Source organism: Mesorhizobium sp. CU3 (assembly GCF_006442965.1).
Lineage (GTDB): Bacteria > Pseudomonadota > Alphaproteobacteria > Rhizobiales > Rhizobiaceae > Mesorhizobium.
This window is the reverse complement of the sequence record NZ_VFWX01000002.1, coordinates 237,535-262,278: the sequence shown is the minus strand read 5'-3', so window position 1 is coordinate 262,278 and position 24,744 is coordinate 237,535. Positions and strand designations below refer to the sequence as shown.

Here is a 24,744-nt window from a genome sequence, read left to right as displayed (position 1 = left end):
AGAGCCGGGCTTCGAGCCCGGCTTTTTCATGTGAAAAAGCCAGGAAAAAATGCAAAAAAGCCCGGAATTCCGCGGTTTTTGGCTTGGGTTCTGGAACGCTTCTTTCTAAAGTCCGTTTCCTGCCGGATGAGTCGTAAGTTCCGGTTTTCTCATGGAAGGGAATTTTTATGAACAAGAACGAACTGGTGTCCGCTGTCGCCGACTCCGCAAGCATTTCGAAGGCTGACGCGCAGTCCGCCGTCGATGCGGTGTTCTCCGTGATCACTGGCGAACTGAAGAAGGGCGGAGATGTCCGGCTTGTCGGCTTCGGAAATTTCACCGTGTCAAAACGCGCTGCTTCGACCGGCCGCAACCCGCAGACCGGCGCGGAAGTGAAGATCCCGGCGCGCACCGTGCCGAAGTTCTCGGCCGGCAAGGGCCTCAAGGACGCGGTCAACTAAGACCATTTCTTTCAAGATCAGAAAAGCCGGGCTTGCCCGGCTTTTCTTTTTTGTACCGTCGATCGCTCATGCTGTCGGCGCGTCGGCCCGCATCAGGCCTTCCTGCTTGAGGTCGACCCACAGAGCAGACGGGATTTTCGTATCGAGCAGGGCGCGGTTGCTTTCGACTTCGGCCGGCCGCTGCCCGCCGGGGATCACCGAAACCACCGAAGGGTGCTGCAAGGGAAACTGCAGCGCCGCCTCGATCAGGCGCACGCCATGGCGCCTGCAGACAGCCTCGATGCGCGCCACGCGGTCGAGGATCTCCTGCGGCGCCTCGTTGTAATTGTAGAAGGCGCCCGGCTTCGGCCCGGTCGCCAGCACGCCGGAATTGTAGGGGCCTCCGAGCACGATGCCGATGCCGCGCTTCTGGCAGAGCGGCAGGAAGGATTCCAGCGCTTCCTGTTCGAGCAGCGTGTAGCGGCCGGCGAGCAGGAACAGGTCGAAATCGCCGCGCTCGGCCAGCGTCTGGGCGACCTGCCATTCGTTGATGCCGCCGCCGAAGGCCTTGATCACGCCCTGGTCGCGCAGCGACAGCAGCCCGTAATAGCCCGACGCCATGAACTCCTCGATGCGCCTCTCGGAGGCTTCCTTGCTGCCATGGGTAAAGATGTCGACGTCGTGGACGAAGAGGATATCGATGCGGTCGACGCCGAGGCGCTCCAGCGAGGCCTCGAAGGAGCGCATGACACCGTCATAGGAGTAGTCGTAGACTTCCCGGCGCGACGGCGTCTCGAAGAATTTGCCGATGCCGGTGCGCTGGTCCGCCGGGGCGACGCGCATCAGGCGGCCGACCTTGCTCGACAGCACATAATCGTCGCGTTTCCTGGCGCGCAGGAACGGATTGAGCCGGGTTTCGGAGAGGCCGAGCCCGTAGAGCGGCGCGGTGTCGAAGTAGCGACAGCCGGTCGTCCAGGCGGCTTCCAGCGTTGCGTTGGCATCCTCATCGGAGATGGCGCGGTAAAGGTTACCGAGCGGCGCGGCGCCGAAGCCGAGCTCGGTGAAAGTAATGCCGCCATTGCCGATGCGGTCGAAATGCCGTGTCTTCATGTCTGACGATGTCCTAGACTGATTTGTCTGACATGACACTATCACGCTGGTGGCCCAGCAAAAGCGTCGACGCGCGTTGGACAGCAATTTTCGCGGTGATAGCATGAACAAAAACAAGCCTTTCGCGGCAAGCGCGACGGCAGATCATCGCACCTGAACGGTCCTCGACAGCCCTGGTGATTTTCATGACGCAAGCCGGATCGGAGATGTTCGCGACCGCGCTGGATGAGCTCGGCGCCGTGATGGCACGCATCGACCAAAACCGCATCGATGCCGCCTGCGATATGCTTGCCGGCGCCGGTAGGATCGCGGTTTATGGCTGCGGCCGCGAGGCGCTGCAGGTCAAGGGTTTCGCTATGCGGCTCTATCATCTTGGAATGCCGGTCTCGGTGGTCGGCGACATGACAACGCCGCCGCTGGGGCAGGGCGACGTGTTCCTGGCGAGTTCCGGGCCGGGCGAGACCACGACGGTGCTGACCCTGATGCGCGTCGCCCGCGAGGCTGGCGCGAAGGTGCTGCTCATCACGGCGGAGGCCGGCGGCAGTGCCGCGAAGCTCGCCGATTTCACACTGCTCATTCCGGCGCAGACCATGGCCAGCGACCAGGGCGCGGCCCGCACCTCGGTATTGCCGATGGGATCGCTGTTCGAGGGCGCGCTGTTCCTGTTGTTCGAGATCATGGTGCTGAAGCTGAAAGCCCTGACCAATGCCACGCCGGAAGCCATGCGCGCCCGGCATACCAACATGGAGTAGGGCCATGCGCTATGAACTGATGCTGCCGCACCAGATCCGCAAGGCGATCGAAGAGAACTGGCCGGTCGTGCTGCCGCTCGGCGTGCTCGAATACCATGGCGAGCACATGGCGGTCGGCATGGACACGCTGGCGGTGATCAAGACGGTGGAGCTGATCGAGAAGGAGCGGGACCTGATCATCCTGCCACCCTTCTATTACGGTGCGGCGAGCTATGCGGTGGCAGGGCCGGAGGGCAGCGGCTCGGTGCAGGTCGGCGGTCCGGTGTTGTCGCCCTTCGCCGAGGAATTGTTCTACGGGCTGCTGCGTATCGGCTTTCGCAACATTCACGCCATCATCCATCACCAGACCGAGAATTTCGCGGCCGGCATGCCGACCGATCTCGCCTTCAAGACCGCAGGACGGCAGGCGATCTTCCGTTTCCTCGAAAAGGAACGCGGCGAGGGTTGGTGGGGTTCGAACACCATGGCCGACTACTATGCCGGCCACGCGCAGGGCGAGAACGTCTTCAACTGGGTGCAGGTGCATCCGCTGATGCCGTCTTCGATGAACGGCAAATACCCGTTCGATCATGCCGGCATCGGCGAAACTTCGCTGATGCTGGCGCTATGTCCGGAGGCGGTTGACGAGAAGCATTTCGCCGACAACACCGGCTGGTACACGAAAAGTGCCACGGAAGCCTCGGCGGGGCTCGGCAAGATCGGCGTCGCCATGATCCTCGATCATCTGCGGTCGATCCTGCAGGCCTAGCTTCGCCTTCTCCACAAGGAGAGGGGCAGTTACTTCACAGAGCCGGCCGTCATGCCCATGATCAGATAGCGTTCGAGCGCGACGCCGATGATCGCCAGCGGCGTGATCGCGGCGGTGGCGAGGGCGGCCATCGACCACCAGTTGATGCCTTGCGAGCCGGTCTGGCTCGCCACCATGACCGGAATGGTTTTCGCGTCGGTGGATGTCAGCAGGGCGGCGAAGAAATACTCGTTCCAGCACAGCACCATCGCCAGGATGAAGGCGGCGACCATGCCGGGCAGCGCGATCGGCATGACGATGCGGAAAAAGGCGCCCCAGATCGACAGCCCGTCGACCAGGGCCGCTTCCTCGAGCTCGACGGGAATGGAGTTGAACTGGTCGCGCATGATCCAGATGACGATCGGCAACACCATCAACGTGTAAAGCAGCACAAGCCCGATGCGCGTGTCGAGCAGCGCGACTTCCCGGTAGAGCACCAGGAAGGGCAGCGCCAGCACGACCGGCGGCAGGATGAGCTGCGACAGGAAGAAGAAGGAGATGTCCTCGTTTTTGAACCAGGCGAATTTGTAGCGGTAGCGAACGAGGCCGTAGGCGGCGAGGCTGCCGATGACGATGGCAAGCGCCGATGCGCCGACCGAGGTGATGACCGAGTTCATGAAGCGCTTGAAGAACTCGTCGCGCACCGTCGATGTCTGGAAGATCGAATCCGGCGACAGGCCGAGCGAGCGCCAGCCCTTCCAGTCGGGCGCGAAGTCGACGAAAGGAATGAGATGGCCCTGCGTGACGTCGACGGCCGATTTGAACGAGGTGGTGATCGTCCAGTAGATCGGGAACAGGCAGACGAAGGCCCAGAAGACTAGCGCGCCATAGATGAAGACGCGGCTGGCGATGAAGGCCGCCGGCGAGCGGATTTCGGAGACGGTGTAGTCGGTGGTCTGGACGCTCATGGGGCCGCTCAGTTGACGTTGCGCACGAAGCGACTGGCGAATTTCAGCAGCCAGGTCACGAACACGACGATGATGACGAGATAGGCCATGGCGAGCATGGTGCCGTAGCCGACATTCGAGCGGTCGCGGTACTCACGATAGATGAAGCTCGACACGGAGTCGGTGGCGCCGCCGGGGCCACCCGAGGTCAGCGTGATTATGATGTCGGCAAGCTTCAGCTTGAAGATGATGCGCAGGATCACCGCCGTCACCGACACCGGCAGCATCAGCGGGAACGTGACCTGCCAGAAGGTCTGCCATGCGGTGGCGCCGTCGACGCGCGCGGCTTCCAGCACCTCGCGCGACATCGCCTGTAGGCCGGCAAGCAGCATGATCATCATGAACGGGATGAAGGTCCAGGCGTCGAGCACCATGATCGAGATGCGGGCGGTGATCGGGTCGGAGAAGAAGGCGGGATTGTCCCAGCCGAGATGGCGCGCCAGCGTTGCCGCCGGGCCGAAGCGGTATTCCATCAGCGACTTGCCGACCATCCAGGAGACGGCGACCGGCGAAAGCATCAGCGGTAAAAGGAAGACGACGCGGAAGAATTTGCGGGCGCGGATCTGCGCGTTGAGCAGCAGCGCCAGGCCGAAGGCGATGACGTATTCGACCAGCACCGCCAGCACGTAGAGCACCATGTTGAACAGCGCGTTGCGGTAATAGGGATCGGCCAGCATCTGCCGGAAATTGTCGAGGCCGTTGAACCTGCGCCCGGCGAAGGAGCTGAGGTTCCAGTCGGTCAGCGCGATGTAGAACCCGAACAGCGTCGGGAAGATCACCATGGCAATGGTGAAGAGCAGCGCCGGCAAGAGGAAAAGCGCGCGCTGCCCCTCCTCGCCGCGCGTCAGCACCTGCCAGGCGCCGAGCGCGATACCCCACAGAATGTAGGCGTAGATCACCGGGCGCCAGGTGTCGAAACCGACCGTCGACATCTCGGTCTTGTAGAGGATCTGCACGACGATGACGGCCAGAAGGACAAGCGTGGCGGCGGCCAGCAGGCCCCAGCCGAGGCGTTTGCGGCCGGGAGGGATCAAGTCGGCCGGATTTGCCGCCCATGCGTTCGCGGTCGAAGTCTGTTCAGCCACGCCTCTCGCCTCTTGCAGGATAAACATGCGGCCCGGCGACGAGGCGTCGCCGGGCCGCGACTTGGGTTCAGACAGCTTACATGCCGAGCGAGGCTTTGTAGAGCTTGACCTGCTTTTCGCGACCGATCTGGTCGGTCAGCTTCTCCCAGGCGGCGGCGATGGCGTCGGCGCCTTCCTGCGCCTTCATCTTGCCGGCGAAGGTGTTGGCCAGGATATCCTCGGCGGCGGAGTAGTACTGGAAGATGCCGGGGATACGCGGCTCGATCGCGGCGTTCGGATGGTTGTAGCTGTCGCCTTCCGACTTGAGGTAGGAGGTGATGAAGGCCTCGTCATAGCCGGCCGCCACCCACTCGGGAATGTTGAAGTGGGAGTTGCGGTAGGGCTGGAAGCCCGACGGATACATCGCCGTCCAGATCGACAAGTCCTTGCCGCCGAGATGGGCGGCAGCGGACCATGCCGCCTTCTTCTTCTTCTCGTCGCTATCGACACGGGCCATGACATAGACGCCCCAACCGAGATAGGCGCAGTTCGGCGAATAGTTCGGGCCGCTGGCGAGCTTTTCCCACTGGCCGGTCTTGGAGTTGTAGACGTCGTCGGAGCCCGGCAGGATCGAGAAGCCGGTGACGTCGCCGATCACCGACGAGTCATTGGTCTTGACGTTCGAGCCGACGTCGCCCCACCAGGGGATCATCGATCCGGTGCCGGCCAGGAACTGCTGGAAGGCAGTCGTGTTCGGATCGGCGTTGATCTGGTCGGCGGGCTCGGAGGGCAGGGCGTCGATGACGTCCTGGATGGCGCGCACCCAGGCCGGATTGTTGACGCGCGGCTTCATCGTGTCGGCGTCGAACAGCCAGGCCTTGTCGTCGGGATGCTTGGCATAGGCGGTGGCGCGGCTGCCGAGGAAATAAAAGCCGAAACCGCCCCAGGGCTTGGGCGCGTCGAGATAGCCATAGACGTCCTGGCCCTTGAACTTCTTGCCCTTGAGGAACTTGGTGACAGCCTGCACTTCCTGCCAGGTCTTCGGCACGCCCCATTCGGTGGTGGCGCCGCTGTCCTTCCACTGCTTGGCGAGGTCGGCATCGGCGAAGACGTCGGTGCGGTAGTTGAAGTTATGCGTGTCGCCGTCGATGGTGACGCGATACTGCTTGCCGTCCCAGGTGCCGACCGGCGGCTTGAGGTAGTTGACGAGATCGTCGAAGTCGATCTGCTTCTTGACCCAGTCGGGCATTTCCGAGGTCAGGCCCTTGCCGCAGACATCGCCCTCGAAGGGTGCGCCCATCTCGATGATGTCGAAGTCGACGGTGCCGGTGGCGATCGACTGCTGCAGGCGGGCATTGTAGTCGGCCTGGGCGAGGTCGATCCAACTGATCTTGGCGCCCGTATAGGCCTCCCAAGGCTTCAGGAAGCCGCGGAACAGCACGTTGTGCAGGTTCTGGTTGTTGAGGCCCATGAAGGTGAGCTCGACGCCGGCGAACTCGCCTTCCTTGACATTGGCCTTGGTCGCCTCGAGGCAGAGCTCGCCGACCTTCTGGAAGTCGGCATCGGTGGGCTGGCCTTTGCCGACGCCCGGAATCTGCAGGATCTTCGCGCGCAAGGCGTCGTCGGCGGCGGCCGGCTTGGTGAGCGCGCCGAGCCCGGCGCCGGACGCGGCGGCAAGTGCTGCCATCGAGGCAGCGCCCTTCAGCAGTTCGCGGCGGTTGGCACCGGCGCGCATCAGTTTTTCGTACAGATCGACTCTCATCTACAGGTTCCTCCCAGAACAGTCGTGAATTGACCAGTTTAGAATTGAAAACGCCAATCTCTCGGACGTCGGAACGTCAGCGGTTCTCCTCGATCATACGGGGACGTGGGACCCCACCCTGCGTCGCCGGAGTTCCGATTTCAGGATAACAGGCCTGCTCTCGGATTGGCACTCGCCACTATTCGCGTAATCGATTACCTTGTCAACACGAATGGGTTTTTATCTATAATATACCGACTTGCCCTTGCCGTTCGCAATGGCTAGCTTCACCGCAAACGATAATAAGGGGAGACGATGGCTCAAGTCGCGATCAACAGTGTGGCCAAGGCATTCGGAACCGTCAAGGTCCTGCATGAGGTCAGCATCGATATCGCCGATGGCCAGTTCGTCGTGCTGGTCGGTCCGTCGGGCTGCGGCAAGTCCACGCTGCTCAGGATGGTGGCCGGGCTGGAGACCGTTTCCGGCGGCACGATCGCGATCGGCGAGCGCGTCGTCAACAATCTGCCGCCGGCAAAGCGCGACATCGCCATGGTGTTCCAGAACTATGCGCTCTATCCGCACAAGACGGTGGAGCAGAATATGGCTTTCGCGCTGAAGCTGCGCGGCACCGATCCGGCTGTGGTCGCCGAGCGGGTCAAGCGCGCCGCCGACATCCTCGACCTCGCGCCCTATCTCAAGCGCTATCCACGCCAGCTTTCGGGCGGCCAGCGTCAGCGCGTCGCCATGGGCCGCGCCATCGTGCGCAACCCGCAGGTGTTTTTGTTCGACGAGCCGCTCTCCAATCTCGACGCCAAGCTGCGCGTGCAGATGCGCACCGAGATCAAGGAACTGCACCAGCGGCTGAAAACCACCACCATCTATGTCACGCACGATCAGATCGAGGCCATGACCATGGCCGACAAGATCGTGGTGATGCGCGACGGCCGCATCGAGCAGGTCGGCGCGCCGCTCGAGCTGTTCGACCGGCCCGCCAATTTGTTCGTCGCCGGCTTTATCGGTTCGCCGGCCATGAACCTGCTCAAGGGCACAGTGAGGAAGGGCGACAACGTTGTCGACATTGCCGGCACGGCATTTCCGATGCCGGCCGGAACCGCTGCCGCGGACGGCCAGGCCGTCGTCTATGGCGTGCGTCCGGAGCATCTGGAAATCCATCCCGACGGCATTGCCGCCACGGTTTCGGTGGTCGAGCCGACCGGATCGGAAACCCTGGTGTTCCTGCGCTTCGGCGAAGGCGAGATGGTGGCGCTGTTCCGCGAACGCCACGACGTCAAGCCGGGCGATACGCTGAAGCTGAAGCCGCGGCTCGACCAGGTCCACCTTTTCGACGCTGGCACCGGCAAGCGTCTTTAGAGTTTACGCAACTCCGGACGGAAAACCGCTCGCACCTGGAATTACTCCAGACACCAAACAGACTTCCAAGAGGGAACCATGCTCAAAGGGATCAATCCGCTGCTCAACGCCGATGTGCTCCAGGCGCTGCGGGCAATGGGCCATGGCGATGACCTGATTATCGCCGACACCAATTTCCCGTCCGATTCGGTGGCCAGGCAGACCGTGCACGGCAAGTTGCTGCGCATCGACGCCTCGGCGGCCGAGGTGGTGAAGGCGGTGCTGTCGCTTTATCCGCTCGACACCTTCGTGAACGATGCCGCCGCGCGCATGGAGATCGTCGGCAAGCCGAACGAGATCCCGGCGGTGCAGAAGGAAGTGCAAAAGGAGATCGACGCCGCCGAGGGCAAGCCCTGGCCGATGATCTCGATCGAGCGCTACGCTTTCTACGAACGTTCCAAGAAGGCCTACTGCGTCATCCAGACCGGCGAGCGCCGTTTCTATGGCTGCTTCGCCTTCCGCAAGGGCGTCGTGCCGCCGGATGCGGAGTAAGATCATGGCCGCCGGCAAACCTGTTGTTATTCTTGGTGTTTTCGTCGCCGACACGGCCTATCGCGCGGACCGGCAGCCGCGAATGGGCGAGACCATCCTCGGCAATTCCTTCAAGCTCGGGCCGGGCGGCAAGGGCTCGAACCAGGCGGTGGCGGCCGGCAAGCTCGGTGCCGATACCACCTTCCTCACCAGGCTCGGCGTCGATGCGTTCGCCGACATGGCCAAGCAGACATGGGCGGCGGCGGGCGTCAAAAGCGCCGTCATCGACACGCCCGACAGCTATACGGGCGCCGCCTATATCTTCGTCGAAGAAGGCAGCGGCAACAACGCCATCATCGTCAGCCCGGGCGCTGCGATGCTGATCTCGCCCGCCGACATCGAGGCGCATGCCGGCCTGATCCGCTCGGCCGGCGTCTTCGTAACCCAACTCGAACAGCCGATCGATGCGGCTTTGAAAGCGCTCGAGATCGCGCGCGGGGCAGGGGTGACCACCATCCTCAACCCGGCGCCGGCAGCAAGCCTGCCGGATCGCATCTATACGCTCTGCGACTATGTCACGCCGAACGAGACCGAGGCCGAAGGGCTGACCGGCATAAAAGTGTCGACGGTCGATGACGCGCGCCGCGCCGCCGACGCGCTTTTGGCCAAGGGCGTCGGCGCGGTCATCGTCACACTCGGCGAGAAGGGCGCGCTGCTCCATACCAAGGCCCGCTCCGAGCATGTCGGCGCCGTCAATGCCGGCGCTGTCGTGGAAACCACCGGGGCCGGCGATGCCTTTAACGGCGGACTGGCCGCCGCGCTGGCAAAAGGCGTCGAGCCGCTGGAGGCGGTGCGCTTCGCCTGCGCCGTCGCCGGCATTTCCGTGACACGTCCCGGCACGGCGCCTTCCATGCCGACGTTGCAGGAGGTGGAGGCGCTGCTGGCAAGCGCCTGAAGGACGTCTTGAGGATCCAACGCCGCTCACCGCTGCGGAACGCAACTGCAGCGGGTGCGTTCCTTGTCTTGAGCCTAAGACGGGGCAGTTCGAATACGGAGCGGCGAGATGAAGAAAGCCTATGAAAAGCCTGCACTGGCGAGGCGCGGGAAGCTTACCGAGCGCACGGCGCAGATCTCGGCTTCCGGGGTCGTGTTGAGCGAATAGCAGCCGGCCGAGCGCTCGAATCGAAAAACCCGCCTGCGGCGAGGCGGGTTTTTCTTTGAAGGAATGCGGTTAGGTAGGCGTTAGAGAATCCTGCTGGTCAGCTCCAGCATCGTAGTCGCACCCTGTTCGGTGCCCGGCATGTGGACGACGCGCAGAACGCGAAGGTCCTGGTTGGATCCTTCCACCGGCATCGACACGCTTTCGCCGACGCGGGGCAATTCCTGGAAGGCGAGCTCGTCCACATCCCTCGCGTCGTCAATGGAAATACGGCATCTCACAGCCATCTCAATTCTCCGTCTCTTTCGCCCGTGGGTTGAACGGGACAAGGAAGGAAATGGTTCCCGGGTTCGGGCTTAGGCGGCGAACCTGTTGCGGTATTCGCGCGGCGTCAGGCCTTTCAAAGCCTTGAATTGGCGTCCGAAATTGGCGAGCGAGCGATAGCCGACCATCTCGGCGATGTGCGCAATGGGCCGATCCTCGTCGGCCAGGCGGGCGCAGGCCTCGCCGATACGCAGGCGAGTCACATATTCGATCAGCGTCAGCCGTGTCTGGCGGGTGAACATGCGGTGCAGGCCCGACGGGCTGAGCGCAGCAATGCGCGCGAGCTGATCAATCCGGAGATCCTCCGTGTAATGCGCGTGCAGGTGGTCGAGCACGCGATCGATGCGCGATCCGCTCGCAGCGAGCGCGGAAGCCGGCGAACGGGCGGGCGCGGTCAACGGTTCGGCCTCGCTGTCTTCGGCTAGCGTCAGCAGGGTGGACATGAGGTCAAGGAGCCGGTCCGCCGGCGGCTTGTCGAAGATCGCTTCGATCTTTGCCCTGACGCGCTCGGCAGCGCTGGGCGAGAATTTCAGTCCGCGCGCCGATCGGTCGAGCATTGCGCCGACCGACCGCAATTCGGTGAGCAGGCCAATCAACCCGCGCGCCCATTCCGGCCTGAACCAGATGACCATGACCAGATGGGGTTTATCGTCATCGATCTTGCTCGATGACGACCAGGTATGCGGCAGGTTGGGCCCGAGCAGCACCAAGTCGCCGTCGTCATAGCTGCCGACATTATCGCCGATGAAGCGGCGGCCGCGGGAGTTCGAGGTGAGCGTCAGTTCGTATTCCGGATGATGATGCCATTCGAAGGGAATGGTCGGATTGCGCGGAACGCGCACCATGGACCAGGACGCATCGTCGGCGACGGTGACCTTCTCCAGATATGGCTTCACACCTTAGCTCCCGAGCGGCCTTGAACGGCGTCACGGCTACAGCTGACGCCAGAATAGTATCATTTCTGGCCTGTCAGGGACAACATGCGTGCCTGACGTTCGGTTAGCCTCAACTCCAACAAGGCAAAAAACGAGGAGGAAACCGATGGCGCATGCAAAAGACATCACCAAGGACGACCACCCGACATCCAGCCGCGCGACGACGCAATTGTCGAAGATCAAGAAGACGCTGCCCTTGCGGGTGCTGTCGGAAGCGGATTTCCGGCACTGGCAGAAGCGTGGGTTCGTCATCGTGCGCAATGCGGTGCCGGCGGAGAATGTCGAGCGGCTCAAGGCGCTGCTTTGGCAATTCGAGGAGAAGGATCCCAATGATCCGGCGAGCTGGGATGTCAACCAGCGGCGCGACTATGCGCTGAAGGAGATCAACAATGCCGGCATGGTGGAGATCTACAACCACCAGTTCCTGTGGGACAACCGCATGGCGCGCCGCGTCTATGACGCGTTCGTCGACATCTGGGACATCGAGGATCTCTGGGTCGCCATCGACCGCGCCAACCTCAACACGCCGAACAAGGGCAAGCGTGCCTCGCCCGGCTTCATCCATTGGGATGCCGACACCTCGCTGGAGCCCAAGCCGATCTCGGTCCAGGGCGTTCTATCTCTGGTGCATCAGGATGGCGGCGACATAGGCGGCTTCCAATGCGTGCCCTACCTGTTCGAGCACTTTGACGAGTGGGTGAAGACCCAGCCTGCCGACCGCGACCCGCATCACCCGGATATGAACGGGCTGGAGGACAGGATCGAGAAGCTCGAGCTGTTCCCCGGCGATCTGATGATCTTCAACTCGCTGTTGGCGCATGGCGTGGCGCCGAACAGATCGGACGACAAGGTACGGATGGCGCAGTACATCTCGATGTTCCCGGCCGACGAGACAAACCTCGTCGAGCGCGAGGCGCGCATCCGCTCCTGGCGCGAGCGCGAAGCGCCGCAGCGCGCCGGCTTTGCCGGCGATCCGCGCGGCTGGGAGAAGAATCACGCCGAGACGGCGAAGCTGACGCCGCTGGGCGAGAGGCTGCTTGGGCTTGTAAGCTGGAACAACTGAGGTTGGGAGATCGGAACGGCGGGGCAGGTCCCGCCGTTCAATTTTAGGGAAGCGGCAACGGTGTGTCGCTCAAGGTCCGCAGGTAGGCGATGACGTCTGCCCGCTGCTTCTCGTCCTGCATACCCGGGAAAATCATATCTGTTCCGGGCAAAGCGAATGCCGGGTTGGAGATAAAGGCATTGAGGTCTTCAAAGCCCCATACGCCACCGGCTTCCTTCAGAGCCGACGAATAGGGGACATCGCTTTGTGAAGCCTTCGGCCGCCCTACGACGCCCCACAGATTGACCTTTTTGGGGATATTGAGGTGCGGCGCTGAAAGGTGACAGGTGCCGCACGTTCCGTCGAATATTCCTTTGCCAGTCGCAGCGCTTGCCGATGCAAGTCGTGCCGAAATCGGCGCGATGGCCGGTCGTCCGGCGCCGTGAGCGCGCAGGTAGGCGACGACGTCTTCGTGGCCACTGAGCTTGGCCAGATGGATGGGAGGATTTCCATTCGATGTCATTGCGTTGACGTCTGCTCCAGCGTCCACGAGATGGACGACGCAGGGGAGGCAGCCTTTCTCGGCAGCCACGTGCAACGGAGTTTGCGATTTCGCGATCTGATTGGGATCGGCCCCATTGTCGAGCAACAGCTTCACGATCTCGGCGTGCCCACCTTTGTTGGCGGCGTAGAGTGGCGTTCTTTGCCAACTGACGAGCAGGTTCACATCCGCCCCCCGATCGACCAGCAGTTTTGCCAGCTCGCCGTTTCCGCTTTCGCAAGCGATGTAGAGCGCCGTCACCCCGTCAATCTCGTTGATGGCCGCGCCCTTGTCCAAGGCGGAAGTCACACCCGCGACGTCGCCTTGCTTTACAAGATCACCCAAGTCGCTTGCGTGAGCGGGCAGGGCGAAAAGCCAAAGAACGCAGGAAGCTCCCACAACCCACTTGATCATCCTGTCCTCCCTGATGCGTTTGCGACTTCTCGTGGCGGGCCGGCATCATCGACAGGTTTAGCCTTGGCCGGCGTGCCATCACGTGGCCGACCGACTGCCTGGAAAGCGAGGAGGCTAGCGCGTATCGCGACACACGCTCCTGCACGGAAGATATTTTAGCACATTCTTATATGTTGGCCAAGGAATAGAGTGCGGGGCGTGCTAATTCGGCCCGGGCATTAGCCCATCGGCCGCCAGAGATTCTCTATCCGACGTGGGATAGCGGGGTCATTTGCAAGGATGCGCCAGCCTGTATTCCAATACACGAGTGAGAATTTCGTCCACTTTTTCGTTCTCGCGTTTGTCGGCGATGTCCTGTCTATCGACAGGGTCAAGGCGCGAAAGTGCCTTCATCAAGGTATTGAGTTGTGGCCTACACTCGAAAACGACAGCCCTGCCAATCAGGTCCGCCGGCTCGCAGAGGCCCTTGAATTTCTCAAATCCGGCGCTGAGACATCCATCGTATGCCTCCTGCGCCCCATCGTCTGCCACGGCGCCCACGGTCGTGATGACCAGTATGATTATTCCAAGAAGCCCTCGCATCTCCACTTAGCTCCCTTTTTCACGACCATCGGGGAAGGCGGTGCTGCGTTCAAGCTGGCCACTGGATGTAGAGCCATTGAACCTTTGGGTGTTTGCGATTGGGGCAGTTCCGAGCGGGCAGCATCGATCTTGAATAGTCCGCCGGGCGTGACGATCGGAACCTGCAATTCACACGCCTGATCCGCAGAAGGGCTGGACGCCTTGCCTCTATGTCTGTGTGAAATCGGGAATTTATCCGCGGCACAGAATTTGCAAGTGTCCTAATGTAGCCGGGGTGGCCGCACTATTCCCGGGTATGCCCTTCACAACGGGGCGCCCACCGCTGCCGTGAATGGGGCGGTGGGCACAGGGCTTGCTCTGACACAAATCGCCCAGCATCGGCCCGGCCTAGCGGGGGCGCCAGGAACCGGGCCTGACCGGCGGGATAGGTGGCGGGCGCCGGCTGGCAGCGACCATAGGCCTTTCCTAGCATTCGATGAGCCGGCAAAAAGATGGAGAAGCGACCCCCACATGGTACGTCCTAGTAAGTACCGCCCATGAGCATCTGACTTATCGCCTGCGCAACGATTGGCAGTACCGGCACCTTGGCTACAGCCCAGACAACCCACCATCCGACATCCAGGCGATCGATCCTTATATAACACTGCAATAAACGGTTCCGCCCGCAAAACGATGGCCCGGCTGCTATGTGGCCGGGCCCATCTGTCGGGACAGAGAAAACCGCACTAAAGCGCGTCGCGTTGAAACGGAGTCAGGCGACGCGCTTTAGCTCCTTGTTTTTATGCATGTCGTTCTCCCAAAACCGAGATCACTTTTGGGCGACATGCATTAAAGCAGGTGGTCGGCACTCACTGCTTGCTTATGAATGCCTTGCAAGCGGGCGTCAATTCGCTGAGATGCTGCTTCAGACATCCTTGCGCCTTCACGTCATTGTCCATGTGGCATATGCGTTTGGCATCCGCTCTGCACGGCGTTTTGTAGGCATCCTTTGCGGATACGGCCTCGGTCAGAAAAAGCGACATACCAGCCAAAAATGCCATCTTCAGTGATTTACGAGAAAGCATGAATTCACCCCCTTTATACGCGCGCGAAATGCGCAATTCTCAATATACGACGTTGCTAATATAAAGGAAGTGCGTGCCGCACCTTGCCGAAACTCGACATCTTGTCCATCGGCCGGGCTGTCAGTCTCCGGACTTCAGAACGAAATACGTGGTCGTGTTAGCGCCGTCGCCAATGCCGCGCGTGACCTGCACCGCCTTGTAGCCTTCCGGCACCGAACCTGTTGCGGTAGTGTCGACCTGCTTGCAGCGACCGACCATTTCGCCGTGCGGCCATGTCGCCAGTCTGGCCCGAAGCGCTTCATGGCAGTCAGCGATCGACGAATACACCACCGGTTCAGTTCTGCTCGGTTGGCAATGCGATGTGGCTTGGTTGCAATTGAGCAAAACCATTACTGCTGCCGTTGACGGATCCATTTGTCGGCCCCTGGATTAAGGCCGAAAACGCGACGCGGCGATGTAAGTTCCCTGGCCAACGCGTGGGGTTGGCTTCACGTCAGGGATAAAGCTCCCATCTGCATGTTTGCTGAAACCCGAAACGACCCACCCGATCCCGCTCCCGTCCTTCGAAGCTTACATCCAGGTGAGGATCGACATGCGCGCCGCCATCCTTGTTCATGCAGGCTCACTCTATCAGGCAGATCACCTACGAGGTGCAGCAAAGTCTCGCAATCGCGCCGCCACCGCATCTCAATCAGACGATCGGTGATGTGCTCTGCTTCGTCATGTTCCCCTAGCTTACATGGTTCGACCGCTCTCCAGCTTTCCTTTGGAGAACCACCAAAAAGATAATATTTGCAGAAAGTTAATGGCGCGAGTGACGGGGCTCGAACCCGCGACCTCCGGCGTGACAGGCCGGCACTCTAACCGACTGAGCTACACCCGCGCACTGACGAGCACGTGTCAGGCGTGTTCGTCGTTGGGGCGCTGGATAAGGGGTTCGTTACCGGGTGTCAAGCGCGGCATTGCAGCATAACAGCAAACAGGAGAAGGTTTTTTGACAGCGGCGCCGGGCTCAGGGAAATCCGCCCGGCGACGGCCTTGCCAGGCGTTCATTTGGCCTTGCGAATACGGTGCTAACTGCTTAAAGGTCCGCGCTCAGGCGGGCGATTAGCTCAGTTGGTAGAGCGCTTCGTTTACACCGAAGATGTCGGCGGTTCGAGCCCGTCATCGCCCACCAGTTTTCAGGCCATCACAGAAATCCGCAGAGACTCAGGTGGTTGACCCGAATCCGCGGGGGCAACCCCGGGTCAGATAATCGGGAAACAAAGGGGCGATCGGATGACCGCCCCTCGTAGCCTGTCTACTGCCTGACATAGCAACGCTTGCGCTGGCCAGGAGCGGGATCCTCGCCGAAGGCGTCGTTGTTGCAGCGGACGCCGTTCCTGAAGACGCCCTGCGTGTACTGGCCACGTGCGCCGTATCTGACCAGCGCGCGGCCACGGAAATCGCAGAATTCCCTCTCCCTCGCGCAAGCGACCCATTCGCTGCGATCCGGGCGCGAGCCGTAGTCGTCGCCGTAATTGTCGTCGTTGTCGCCATAGTCCTGGCCCCCGCCGCGCCTGACGATGTAGCAGGCCTTCTTGCGGCCGGGCGCCGGATCGCCGAATACGCGGTTCGAGCAGGGTACGGCGGGCCGGTCGAAGAAGCGGGATGTCATTTGGCCTCGCGCGCCGAAGACCACCTCGGCGGGATAGCGCAGGCGGCATATGCCGCCTTCATCGGCGCATCGCTGCAACTGCTGCGCCGAGGCGGCGGCGGGGAAAAGGACGGAGGCCGTTACGACCAGCCCGGCCAGGCATAGGAAGGCCAGTGCCGCTCGGATCGAGACATGAAAAGTTTTTAACACGATTTGTCTCCCTATTTGATTCACGCTTCGATGCTATCGCAGGTCGGATAAATGCGCGATGAATGGCTTGGTTGCCTGTCGGGACACTATCATGGCCGGATTCTTGAGCGCAGAGCACCAGGCGGCGCCGTCTGGCCATCCGGTTCGGGTTTGACCCGCCTCCGGCAACGAACGCCCGGCGTTTCGGACTAGGTGTTTGGGCCTTGCCTGTGCATCATGCTGGCCGATTGCCGGCCGGTCAAAACAACCGCAATGGTGGAGAGCAGGGAAGCTGAAGCTCATCCCCTGCCAGGCCGATCCGGCAAGGGGAAACGATGATCGAACTGCCTTTCGCGCGCGAAGAGTATCAGCAGCGGCTTGCGAAGATCCGCGCCGAGATGGCCAGGCGCGGCATCGAACTCCTGGTCGTCAACGACGTCGCCAACCAGCACTATATCACCGGCTATGACGGCTGGTCGTTCTACACGCCGCAGGTGGTTCTGGTCCCGATCGAGGATGCCGAGCCGGTCTGGATCGGCCGGGCCATGGATGCGGCCGGCGGCCTGCTGACGGCCTGGATGAAGCCGGAAAACGTGGTCGGCTTCCCGGAGGACCACGTCCAGCGCGCCGACCGGCATCCCATGGACTGGATCGCGGCCTGGATCGCCGCCAAGGGCTGGGGCAGCCGCCAGATCGGCATCGAGCTCGAAGCCTATTATCTCTCGCCCAAGGCGCATGCGCGGCTCGCCGCCGGGCTGCCCAACGCCAAATGGCATGACGCCGATCTCATTGTGAACTGGATCCGCGCGACAAAGTCAGCGCCGGAGATCGCTTATCTGCGCAAGGCCTCGAAACTGGCGGAAGCGGCGGTCGCGCGCGCCTATGAGGTCATCGCGCCGGGCGTGCGCGAATGCGATGCCATCGCCGCCATCCAGGCGGCGCAGATCGCGGGCAGCCCGGATTTCGCCGGAGACATCACGGCGCTGCCGCCGACCATCCTTGGCGGCGAAAACGCTTCAGCCCCGCACATCATGTGGAGCGACAGGCGGTTCGGGAAGGACGAGACCATTGCTCTCGAACTGGCCGGCGTCTGCCGCCGCTATGCCGCCGGCCTCGCCCGAACCATGCAACTTGGCAAGACGCCGACGCGTGTCGCGGACACGGCAAAGGCGGTGATCGAAGGCATGGATGCGGTGCTCGATACCATACGGCCGGGCGTCACCGCGGAAGCGGTCGAAGCCGCCTGGCGCAAAGTCATAGAGCGTCACGGACTGAAGAAGGAATCGCGCATCGGCTATTCGATCGGCGTTGCCTATCCGCCGGACTGGGGCGAGCACACGATCAGCCTCAGGCCCGGCGACAAGACTGTGCTGCAGCCCGGCAACGTCCTTCACTCCATTCTCGGCATGTGGATGGACGGCTGGGGCATCGAGGTCAGCGAGACCATCCTGGTGACCGAGACCGGCAACGAGACGTTGACTAAGTTTCCGCGGGACATCCATGTCAAATCCTGACCGGTCCTGGCCAGCAAGCGAGATCGATGCCGGAATTCTCGAGCGGATGATCGAGGCCCGCCGCCATCTGCATCGCAATCCGGAACTCTCGAACCGCGAAGCAGGAACGCAGAGTTATCTGCGGGAGATGCTGGCCGGACAGGGGATCGAGAATATCCGCGACGTCGCCGGTTACGGTCTTGCCGTCGATATTGTCGGCACTGGCCGGCCGTCGAACCGCAAGATCGCCATCCGCGCTGATATCGACGCTTTGCCGATCGAGGAGGAGTCCGGCGTTGACTTCGCGTCGGTCAATCCCGGCGTGATGCATGCCTGCGGCCACGACGCTCATGCCGCGATGGGCTTTGCAGTGGCCACGCATCTGCACCGAATGCGCGAAAGCTTCGGCGGGACAGTCCGCCTCATCTTCCAGCCAGCCGAGGAGGACGAGCCGTCAGGCGGCAAGCGGGTGGTGGCGGAGGGGCTGCTCGACGATGTCGACGCCGCGCTCTGTGTCCATGTCGATCCTTATACGCCGTCCGGCAAGGTCGCCGTCGGTTCCGGCCCTTACACGCTGGCCTGCGACACGTTCGATGTGCTGGTTACTGGTTCTGCCGCGCATGCGGCAAAGCCTTATGAAGGCATCGACGCGTTGACCGCCGCCTGCTCGATGGTGGGCGAATTGCAGAAGATCGTCTCGCGCGAGACTGATCCCTATGATCCGCTGGTCGTTTCAGTGACCGCCATCAATGGCGGCAATGCCTATAATGTCACGGCCGGCAAAGTCGCCTTGAAGGGCACTATCCGCAGTGGCAATGACGCAACCCGCGAGCGCGCCTGGCGCCGGCTTCGCGAGGTGCTGGACGGCCTTGCGGCCAGCCATGGCGCGAAGGTGAAGGTCGACATCCATCGGGGCGAGCCCGGCGTCGTCAACGATGCCGAGATGGCCGAGCTGGTCCTTGCCGGCGCCAAGGCCAGCATCGGCGCGGAGAATGCGCTCAACATGCCCGGATGGAGCATCGCCGACGATTTTGCCTATTACAGCGAGAAAATTCCGTCGGTCTATTTCCGGCTCGGCATCCGCAATGAAGAAGCCGGCTCGGTCTATCCGCTGCATCACGCGAGGTTTCGCGTCGACGAAGCGGCCTTGAAGAATGGCGTTCTGACTTTGGTTTCGGCAGCGACGTTGTTCCTGGCAGGGCAGCGCTAAAGGTACTGCGCGACCTTCTTGCCGACGGTCAGGAAGCGCAGCGGATCGATCGCTTCGCCATCATGGCGCACTTCGTAGTGGAGGTGCGGGCCGGTCGAACGGCCGCTCGAGCCGGTTTTGCCGATCACGTCGCCGGCGGCAAGCTTCTGGCCCACGACGACGTCGATCTCGCTCAGGTGTCCGTAGCGTGTGGCAAAGCCGTTGCCATGATCGACCTCGACCATGCGGCCATAGCCGCCGGCCCAGCCGGCCCTCGTCACCACGCCGGCGGCCGTGACCTTGGCCGGCATGCCGATCGGCGCCCTGAAGTCCATGCCCGTGTGCAGGGCAGCGGTGCCGAGGATCGGATCGGTTCGCACTCCGAACGGGCTGGTCACCGTATGTCCAGGAGCGGGGTTGGTCAGCGGCAGCTTGCGCGCCTCCTTCTTGACCTCGTCGAGCGCGTCCAGCGCTTCGTCTAGTTCCTTGACCTTGCTGTCGAAGAGTTGCGACGGGTCGAGCGGGACTAGCGGGCCGCCGACATCGCTCTTGCCGAACTCGCTGTCGACAGGCAGGCCCGCAGCTTCCAGGGCCTGCGCGATGGCGTCGGCATTCTTGTAGGCGCTGTCGGCGAGTGTTGTGATGCGTGAAAGCTGTTGGTTTTCAATGGATTTGAGCGACGCGTTGATCGACACGAAGAGCTTGTCCGCGCGGTCGGCCGCCGTCTCGCCATCGAGCGGATCGGACCTTGTCGACCACAGCGAGAAAGGTCTGGTGTCGCCGTCGCTCAAGGATGCGACGGAATAGGTCGGCGCCTGCGAGATGCTGCCCGTGATCTCTGGACTCTCGGCCGCCTTGGGCGTCGCAGCACTCGTCGCGGGCGCGTCACCGACCTCGTTCTCGGCGCGTTCGAGGATCGGGCCGAGCCGGCCGTGGCGCTCGCTGAGCTGGGTTTGTCTTGCCAGCAGCTCGCTGACCTTGGTTTCCATCAACTGCTGGTCGAGAAGCTGGCGGCTGGTGATGCGGTCGACCTGGGCGCGAAGGGCCGAGATGCGGTCCTCATAGGCCTGCTGCATGCGCGCCTGCCTGGCCGTCGTGGCGCCGATCAGATCGTCGCGCAGCACCAGATAGGAGGTGGCGAGCAGATAACCGATGGCGGTCGCGGCAAGCGCCGATCCGATCAGCGCGGCAAGCCATGGCCGGATGGTAAAATGGCGGATTTCATTGCCGCGGGCGATGATGACGGTATGGGGTTCCTTGCGCCTGCCGAAGACCGCTGACTGACCGGTTGGGTTCACGGGACCAAGCTTTCGTTACGACACCGACGACAAGCCCGATTACACATTATTAGGGTTAACAAAGCCTTGCCTGGCGCGAGCCTGGCTTAATCTCTTCCCGCATGACGGGTGGCGGGTTGTGGTGGTCGGAAGGCGGCAGTGGTCGAAAGGCCGCGGTTGCCGGTAGCTCAGAGGGCGCGGGCTGCTACCAGGACCTCTTCGGCATGACCTTTGACGCGGACCTGGCGCCAGATCCGGGCGATGCGGCCGTCCTTGCCGATCAGGAAGGTGGCGCGCTCGACACCCATATACTTGCGGCCATACATCGTCTTCTCGACCCACAGATGGTAGGCCTCGATGACCTTGCGCTCCTCGTCGGCAACGAGATCGACGGTGAGATCGTATTTCTGCTTGAACTTGTCGTGCTTCTTGATGCTGTCGGGCGACAGCCCGATCACCACGGCGCCTGCCTTTTCGAACTCCGGTTTCAGTTGCGAGAACCCGATCGCCTCGTTGGTACAGCTTGTGGTGTCGTCCTGAGGGTAAAAGTAGAGTACAACGGGCTTGCCCCGGAACGCGGCGAGGCTCAGCGAGCCGCCACCGTCGCGCGGAAGATCGAATTGCGGCGCAACGTCGCCGATGTCGAGGTCAGCCATATCGAGGCCTTCTTTGCGGTTACACGCGAGAAAGCATCGATATAACGTCAGGCGGGGATTCGTCCACGACGAGTTCGTCACAACGGAACATTGCTTGGATCAGGAAGAACCGCAGCACGAGAAGATCAGGTTCAGGCGTGACGAGATCACCGACCTGGCCGCGCTTCCTTCAGCGTGCAGCGTGCCGCCGCTTGGGCGGGCGGCCGTGCGGCGGCGCTTCCGCATGCTTGGCCGCGTGTTCGCCGGACTTTGCGCACTGGTGCTGCTCGCGGCGGTAGCCGTCTATGTGATCGGCGCTTCGGGGATCGGCACCGAACGGTTGCGCACCGAGGCCGAGACGGCGATCGAGAAACTGGCCGGCGTCGATGTCCGTGTAGCCCTCGGACCGGCGCGCCTGACCTTGGACGGCTCGAGCTTCGTTGCCTTGCAAGTGGATGACGTCAGCCTGAAAAGCGCTGACGGCAAGCCGATGGCCGATATGGGCCGGGTCCGCTTCGGCATGCGCCTGCTGCCACTCCTGTCGGGCGACGTCAGGCTGACCAGCGCCCGGTTCTCCGATGCCCATATCATGGCGGCCGCGCTGCCGTCGGGCGGCGGCGACTGGGCGGCGAATCTGCGCAATCAGGACGGCCTGATCGATCCGGAGAAGGTCTCCGCCGCAATCTTTGCTGGGCTGAACGACGCGCTGGACGCGGTGCGCGAGGATTCCATACGTCAGGTCGAGCTCAGCAATGTCGAGTTCGAGCTGCCGGACAATGGCTTGGTCAAGCATGTGACCGTCACCGCGGCCACGGTGGCCCAGACGGGAACAGGTGGCATAAAGCTGTCCTACAACGCCGTTGTCGACGGCCGGCGCGTCGTGCTGACAGGTGCCGCGACGCGCGATGCGACGGCACGGCGGATCGCCTCGCTGGATGCCAGCGTTCAGATAGCGAATGCCCAGGGTGAAACCTCCGCCGGCGCAAACAACGCAACCAATGCGGCCGATGGCGGCAAGCTTGGCTCGGTTGCACTGAAGCTTTCCGGCTCGGAGGCGCCCGGCGACACGCCGTCGCGGCTGGCAGCTTCACTGTCGATCACGGGATCGATGCTCGCCCTGGACGAGCGTGGCCTGGTACCGGCCGATGTCGACGCCGATGTCGCGCTGGTGGCCGGGTCGAACAAGATCTCGGTCGACAAGCTGTCGATCACGAGCGGCCGCTCCAGTTTCGATTTTGCCGGATCGATCGGGCCGAAGCCGTCGGTGGCCGGGGAAGAGCCCGCCTACCGCTTTGACCTGACCAGCGACGATTCCACGCTGGCGCCCTCCGACTCGCCGGAGCCGGCGCTGCATTTCGTTTCCCGGATCGCCGGCGTCTACCAGCTCAAGAGCCGCAAACTGGTCGCCGAACAGATCGGCGTGCGCTCCGGTGGATCGGCGGAAGTGCTAGGTGCGGCCAGCGTCACATTCATTGACAACGGCCCTCCGGGCATATCGCTGTCGCTCAACGTCCACGACATGCCGGTCGCCCATGTCAAGCAGTTGTGGCCCTGGTTCTCGGCGCGCAACGCGCGGGCTTGGGTGCTGAATAACTTGTTCGGCGGCACGGTCACCGACGCCAATCTGCAATTCCAGGTCGCGCCGGGCAGAATGGGCAACGGCGTGCCGCTGTCCGGCGAAGAGGTGTTCGGCCGCTTCCAGATCGACGGCTCGCGCTTCGACACGGCCGGCCGCATCCCGCCGATCCGCGACGCCGTCGGCGTCGTCGTCTTCCAGGGCAACGATGTCGATATCAGCCTGTCCTCGGGCAGCGTCTACATGCCCAGCGGCCGCACAGTGGCGGCAAGCGACGGCACGCTGACGATCAAGAATGCGAACCGGCCGATCGTGATCGGCGCGCTCGACATCGACGTTGCGGGCGAAGCGCCGGCGATCGCCGAGCTTGCCTCCTACGAGCCCATCAATGCCATGCGCCATGTCGGTCTGGCGCCGGAAGACCTTTCCGGCACCGTCACCGGTCACGTAAAGGCGGAGATTCCGCTGACAAAGGGCATGGACACCTCGACCCTCGATTGGCTGGTATCGCTCGACTACAAGGACCTGTCGTTGGCCAAGCCGTTCGAGGACCAAACGGTGACCGAGGCCGACGGCTCGATCACCGTCTCACCGAAACAGGCGGTGATTTCGGCCGATGCGAAGCTCAACGGGATTCCGGCCGAGCTCGATCTGGTCGAGCCGCTCGCCGATGACGGGCCGCCGCGCAGCCGCAAGGTCTCTCTCATCCTCGACGACAAGACGCGCAACGCCAGCATGCCTGGGCTCTCGGACCTGCTTTCCGGCACCATCAAGGTGGCGATCGACAAGAGCGGCGAGGGCGCCCAGCAGGTTTCGGCGGATCTCACCAGCGCCAAGCTCGACATTCCCTGGGCCGGGTGGAGCAAGGGCGCCGGCATTCCCGCCAAGGTCACCTTCGACATGACGAAGTCGGGCAGCACCACCACGCTGTCGGATTTCGACCTCGACGGCAAAAGCTTTTCGATCGACGGCGAGGTGAACTTGGTCAATGGCGCGCTGTCGTCGGCCCGCTTCTCGAAGGTTGCGCTCAACCGCGGCGATGACGTCGCCGTTTCGGTGAAACGCTCCGGCAAGAGCTACGCCGTCGATGTCAGCGGCGATGCGCTCGACGCCCGCTCGCTGATCAAGCAGTTTACGTCGGATGTCGACACCGCCACCAAAGGCGCCGGCAACGGCGCGATTTCGGTGAGCGCCGATGTGAAATCCCTGACCGGTTTCCACGACGAGGCACTCTCCAACCTCAAGCTCGACTACAGCGCCGCCGGCTCGCGCGTGAACGGGCTAAGCGTCATCGCGACGGCGGGTTCGGGCGCTGCGATCGCGATCACCAACACAACCGGCGAAGGCGGCCGTTCGCTCAAGGTGAAGTCAGCCGACGCCGGCGCTATACTGCGCTTCCTCAACGTCTATGAGCATATGGAGGGCGGGACGATCACCATGGCGCTTTCCGGCGCCGCGGACGGGCCGATGAGGGGCCAAGTCGACACCAGCAATTTCTATATCGTCAACGAGCCCAAGCTCGCCTCAATCGTGTCGACCAAGCCGGCCGGCGACACGCGAAGCCTGAACGAGGCTGTGAAGGCCGATATCGATACCTCGCGCGTGCAGTTCGAGCGCGGCTTCGCCGAGATCGAGAAAGGCTCGGGCTACCTCAAATTGGCCAACGGCCTGCTGCGCGGCCCGCGCATCGGCACGACCTTCCAGGGCGTGCTCTACGACCAGAACAACAACATGGACGTGACCGGCACCTTCATGCCGGTCTATGGGCTGAACCGTATTTTTGGCGAATTGCCGCTGTTCGGCCCGCTGCTCGGCAATGGCCGCGACCGCGGCCTTATCGGCGTCACCTACCGGCTCAAGGGCAACGCCGACAAGCCGACGCTCAACATCAATCCGCTGTCGGTGGTGGCGCCGGGGATCTTCCGCTCGATCTTCGAGTACAGGTGACCGAGATTACAAAAGCCGGCCTGCGAGGAAAGATCGCGGC

24 protein-coding genes and 2 tRNA genes are annotated in these 24,744 nt (G+C 62.6%); 13 read left to right on the top strand and 13 right to left on the bottom strand.

All coding sequences use genetic code 11. The annotated features are described in order from the left end of the window. Nucleotides 1-167 precede the first annotated feature (167 nt). Nucleotides 168-440 (top strand): DNA-binding protein HupB, encoded by a 273-nt coding sequence (gene hupB / locus FJ988_RS04715; protein ID WP_027166452.1) that lies wholly within the window; start codon nt 168-170, stop codon nt 438-440. 66 nt (nt 441-506) lie between these two features. Here hupB and FJ988_RS04710 read toward each other — a convergent pair whose 3' ends face one another. Continuing rightward, nucleotides 507-1,529, bottom strand: a complete 1,023-nt coding sequence (locus FJ988_RS04710; RefSeq protein WP_140815598.1) for an aldo/keto reductase — start codon at nt 1,527-1,529, stop codon at nt 507-509. A 185-nt stretch (nt 1,530-1,714) separates the two neighbouring features. Here FJ988_RS04710 and hxlB point away from each other — a divergent pair, with 185 nt between their 5' ends. Beyond that, a complete protein-coding gene (gene hxlB / locus FJ988_RS04705; RefSeq protein ID WP_140815597.1) occupies nt 1,715-2,281 on the top strand; it encodes a 6-phospho-3-hexuloisomerase in 567 nt (188 codons plus the stop codon). Between the two features lie 4 nt (nt 2,282-2,285). Further along, complete coding sequence (locus FJ988_RS04700) at nt 2,286-3,029, top strand: creatininase family protein (protein WP_140815596.1); 744 nt, start codon at nt 2,286-2,288, stop codon at nt 3,027-3,029. A 29-nt stretch (nt 3,030-3,058) separates the two neighbouring features. On the opposite strand, the gene FJ988_RS04695 is transcribed toward FJ988_RS04700, so the two are convergent. The 3 genes from FJ988_RS04695 to FJ988_RS04685 all read right to left on the bottom strand — a co-directional run bounded on the left by FJ988_RS04695 (nt 3,059) and on the right by FJ988_RS04685 (nt 6,841). After that, complete coding sequence (locus FJ988_RS04695) at nt 3,059-3,976, bottom strand: carbohydrate ABC transporter permease (protein WP_140815595.1); 918 nt, start codon at nt 3,974-3,976, stop codon at nt 3,059-3,061. Between the two features lie 8 nt (nt 3,977-3,984). After that, a complete protein-coding gene (locus FJ988_RS04690; RefSeq protein ID WP_140815594.1) occupies nt 3,985-5,100 on the bottom strand; it encodes a carbohydrate ABC transporter permease in 1,116 nt (371 codons plus the stop codon). Between the two features lie 76 nt (nt 5,101-5,176). After that, nucleotides 5,177-6,841 carry an ABC transporter substrate-binding protein gene (locus FJ988_RS04685; RefSeq protein ID WP_140815593.1) on the bottom strand — a complete coding sequence of 555 codons (1,665 nt, stop codon included), beginning with the start codon at nt 6,839-6,841 and terminating at the stop codon, nt 5,177-5,179. A 294-nt stretch (nt 6,842-7,135) separates the two neighbouring features. Here FJ988_RS04685 and FJ988_RS04680 point away from each other — a divergent pair, with 294 nt between their 5' ends. The 4 genes from FJ988_RS04680 to FJ988_RS31025 all read left to right on the top strand — a co-directional run bounded on the left by FJ988_RS04680 (nt 7,136) and on the right by FJ988_RS31025 (nt 9,863). Next, a complete protein-coding gene (locus FJ988_RS04680; protein ID WP_140815592.1) occupies nt 7,136-8,191 on the top strand; it encodes an ABC transporter ATP-binding protein in 1,056 nt (351 codons plus the stop codon). A gap of 78 nt (nt 8,192-8,269) precedes the next feature. Then, the gene (locus tag FJ988_RS04675) at nt 8,270-8,722 is read left to right on the top strand and encodes an RbsD/FucU family protein (RefSeq protein ID WP_140815591.1); all 453 of its coding nucleotides are present in this window, start codon (nt 8,270-8,272) and stop codon (nt 8,720-8,722) included. Between the two features lie 4 nt (nt 8,723-8,726). After that, nucleotides 8,727-9,656, top strand: coding sequence for a ribokinase (gene rbsK / locus FJ988_RS04670; RefSeq protein WP_140815590.1), 930 nt, complete (start codon nt 8,727-8,729; stop codon nt 9,654-9,656). Nucleotides 9,657-9,764: 108 nt separating this feature from the next. Further along, on the top strand, nt 9,765-9,863 hold the full coding sequence (locus tag FJ988_RS31025) for a putative RiPP precursor (protein WP_210242745.1): 99 nt from the start codon (nt 9,765-9,767) through the stop codon (nt 9,861-9,863). 80 nt (nt 9,864-9,943) lie between these two features. On the opposite strand, the gene FJ988_RS04665 is transcribed toward FJ988_RS31025, so the two are convergent. Together FJ988_RS04665 and FJ988_RS04660 are read right to left on the bottom strand one after the other, a co-directional pair. Continuing rightward, nucleotides 9,944-10,147 (bottom strand): hypothetical protein, encoded by a 204-nt coding sequence (locus FJ988_RS04665; protein ID WP_140815589.1) that lies wholly within the window; start codon nt 10,145-10,147, stop codon nt 9,944-9,946. A 69-nt stretch (nt 10,148-10,216) separates the two neighbouring features. Then, nucleotides 10,217-11,080, bottom strand: a complete 864-nt coding sequence (locus tag FJ988_RS04660) for an AraC family transcriptional regulator (protein WP_140815588.1) — start codon at nt 11,078-11,080, stop codon at nt 10,217-10,219. Between the two features lie 145 nt (nt 11,081-11,225). Here FJ988_RS04660 and FJ988_RS04655 point away from each other — a divergent pair, with 145 nt between their 5' ends. After that, nucleotides 11,226-12,182 carry a phytanoyl-CoA dioxygenase family protein gene (locus FJ988_RS04655; RefSeq protein ID WP_140815587.1) on the top strand — a complete coding sequence of 319 codons (957 nt, stop codon included), beginning with the start codon at nt 11,226-11,228 and terminating at the stop codon, nt 12,180-12,182. Between the two features lie 43 nt (nt 12,183-12,225). Here FJ988_RS04655 and FJ988_RS04650 read toward each other — a convergent pair whose 3' ends face one another. After that, on the bottom strand, nt 12,226-13,116 hold the full coding sequence (locus FJ988_RS04650; protein WP_140815586.1) for an ankyrin repeat domain-containing protein: 891 nt from the start codon (nt 13,114-13,116) through the stop codon (nt 12,226-12,228). A gap of 279 nt (nt 13,117-13,395) precedes the next feature. Here FJ988_RS04650 and FJ988_RS04645 point away from each other — a divergent pair, with 279 nt between their 5' ends. Continuing rightward, nucleotides 13,396-13,878, top strand: coding sequence for a hypothetical protein (locus tag FJ988_RS04645; RefSeq protein WP_140815585.1), 483 nt, complete (start codon nt 13,396-13,398; stop codon nt 13,876-13,878). Nucleotides 13,879-14,546: 668 nt separating this feature from the next. On the opposite strand, the gene FJ988_RS04635 is transcribed toward FJ988_RS04645, so the two are convergent. The 3 genes from FJ988_RS04635 to FJ988_RS04625 form a co-directional block, all read right to left on the bottom strand. Then, nucleotides 14,547-14,762 carry a hypothetical protein gene (locus FJ988_RS04635; protein WP_140815584.1) on the bottom strand — a complete coding sequence of 72 codons (216 nt, stop codon included), beginning with the start codon at nt 14,760-14,762 and terminating at the stop codon, nt 14,547-14,549. A 120-nt stretch (nt 14,763-14,882) separates the two neighbouring features. Next, nucleotides 14,883-15,176, bottom strand: coding sequence for a hypothetical protein (locus FJ988_RS04630; protein WP_140815583.1), 294 nt, complete (start codon nt 15,174-15,176; stop codon nt 14,883-14,885). 392 nt (nt 15,177-15,568) lie between these two features. Next, a tRNA-Asp gene (locus tag FJ988_RS04625) sits at nt 15,569-15,645 on the bottom strand. 218 nt (nt 15,646-15,863) lie between these two features. Between FJ988_RS04625 and FJ988_RS04620 the strand changes: the two genes are divergently transcribed. Continuing rightward, nucleotides 15,864-15,939: transfer RNA gene (locus FJ988_RS04620), tRNA-Val, on the top strand. A gap of 123 nt (nt 15,940-16,062) precedes the next feature. Here the strand turns inward: FJ988_RS04620 and FJ988_RS04615 are convergent. Next, entirely contained in the window at nt 16,063-16,608 is a 546-nt protein-coding gene (locus tag FJ988_RS04615; RefSeq protein ID WP_246688432.1) for a hypothetical protein, read from the bottom strand. 314 nt (nt 16,609-16,922) lie between these two features. On the opposite strand from FJ988_RS04615, the gene FJ988_RS04610 reads away from it, so the two are divergent. Both FJ988_RS04610 and FJ988_RS04605 read left to right on the top strand, forming a co-directional pair. Further along, a complete protein-coding gene (locus FJ988_RS04610; RefSeq protein WP_140815582.1) occupies nt 16,923-18,101 on the top strand; it encodes a M24 family metallopeptidase in 1,179 nt (392 codons plus the stop codon). After that, nucleotides 18,088-19,290, top strand: a complete 1,203-nt coding sequence (locus FJ988_RS04605; protein ID WP_140815581.1) for a M20 family metallopeptidase — start codon at nt 18,088-18,090, stop codon at nt 19,288-19,290. Before FJ988_RS04610 ends, FJ988_RS04605 begins: the two co-directional genes overlap by 14 nt. Here the strand turns inward: FJ988_RS04605 and FJ988_RS04600 are convergent. Both FJ988_RS04600 and FJ988_RS04595 read right to left on the bottom strand, forming a co-directional pair. Next, on the bottom strand, nt 19,287-20,567 hold the full coding sequence (locus FJ988_RS04600) for a M23 family metallopeptidase (protein WP_140815580.1): 1,281 nt from the start codon (nt 20,565-20,567) through the stop codon (nt 19,287-19,289). The genes FJ988_RS04605 and FJ988_RS04600 overlap by 4 nt on opposite strands. A gap of 167 nt (nt 20,568-20,734) precedes the next feature. Beyond that, the gene (locus FJ988_RS04595) at nt 20,735-21,202 is read right to left on the bottom strand and encodes a peroxiredoxin (protein ID WP_140815579.1); all 468 of its coding nucleotides are present in this window, start codon (nt 21,200-21,202) and stop codon (nt 20,735-20,737) included. 94 nt (nt 21,203-21,296) lie between these two features. Between FJ988_RS04595 and FJ988_RS04590 the strand changes: the two genes are divergently transcribed. Continuing rightward, nucleotides 21,297-24,704: a DUF3971 domain-containing protein gene (locus FJ988_RS04590; protein WP_140815578.1), complete on the top strand. Its 3,408-nt coding sequence runs from the start codon at nt 21,297-21,299 to the stop codon at nt 24,702-24,704. Nucleotides 24,705-24,744: the final 40 nt, after the last annotated feature.

Coding starts and splice junctions, on each gene's coding strand:
- hupB (WP_027166452.1), top strand. CDS start 168: ATGAACAAGAACGAACTGGTGTCCGCTGTCGCCGACTCCGCAAGCATT.
- FJ988_RS04710 (WP_140815598.1), bottom strand. CDS start 1,529: ATGAAGACACGGCATTTCGACCGCATCGGCAATGGCGGCATTACTTTC.
- hxlB (WP_140815597.1), top strand. CDS start 1,715: ATGACGCAAGCCGGATCGGAGATGTTCGCGACCGCGCTGGATGAGCTC.
- FJ988_RS04700 (WP_140815596.1), top strand. CDS start 2,286: ATGCGCTATGAACTGATGCTGCCGCACCAGATCCGCAAGGCGATCGAA.
- FJ988_RS04695 (WP_140815595.1), bottom strand. CDS start 3,976: ATGAGCGTCCAGACCACCGACTACACCGTCTCCGAAATCCGCTCGCCG.
- FJ988_RS04685 (WP_140815593.1), bottom strand. CDS start 6,841: ATGAGAGTCGATCTGTACGAAAAACTGATGCGCGCCGGTGCCAACCGC.
- FJ988_RS04680 (WP_140815592.1), top strand. CDS start 7,136: ATGGCTCAAGTCGCGATCAACAGTGTGGCCAAGGCATTCGGAACCGTC.
- FJ988_RS04675 (WP_140815591.1), top strand. CDS start 8,270: ATGCTCAAAGGGATCAATCCGCTGCTCAACGCCGATGTGCTCCAGGCG.
- rbsK (WP_140815590.1), top strand. CDS start 8,727: ATGGCCGCCGGCAAACCTGTTGTTATTCTTGGTGTTTTCGTCGCCGAC.
- FJ988_RS31025 (WP_210242745.1), top strand. CDS start 9,765: ATGAAGAAAGCCTATGAAAAGCCTGCACTGGCGAGGCGCGGGAAGCTT.
- FJ988_RS04665 (WP_140815589.1), bottom strand. CDS start 10,147: ATGGCTGTGAGATGCCGTATTTCCATTGACGACGCGAGGGATGTGGAC.
- FJ988_RS04655 (WP_140815587.1), top strand. CDS start 11,226: ATGGCGCATGCAAAAGACATCACCAAGGACGACCACCCGACATCCAGC.
- FJ988_RS04650 (WP_140815586.1), bottom strand. CDS start 13,116: ATGATCAAGTGGGTTGTGGGAGCTTCCTGCGTTCTTTGGCTTTTCGCC.
- FJ988_RS04645 (WP_140815585.1), top strand. CDS start 13,396: ATGCGCCAGCCTGTATTCCAATACACGAGTGAGAATTTCGTCCACTTT.
- FJ988_RS04635 (WP_140815584.1), bottom strand. CDS start 14,762: ATGCTTTCTCGTAAATCACTGAAGATGGCATTTTTGGCTGGTATGTCG.
- FJ988_RS04630 (WP_140815583.1), bottom strand. CDS start 15,176: ATGGATCCGTCAACGGCAGCAGTAATGGTTTTGCTCAATTGCAACCAA.
- FJ988_RS04610 (WP_140815582.1), top strand. CDS start 16,923: ATGATCGAACTGCCTTTCGCGCGCGAAGAGTATCAGCAGCGGCTTGCG.
- FJ988_RS04605 (WP_140815581.1), top strand. CDS start 18,088: ATGTCAAATCCTGACCGGTCCTGGCCAGCAAGCGAGATCGATGCCGGA.
- FJ988_RS04595 (WP_140815579.1), bottom strand. CDS start 21,202: ATGGCTGACCTCGACATCGGCGACGTTGCGCCGCAATTCGATCTTCCG.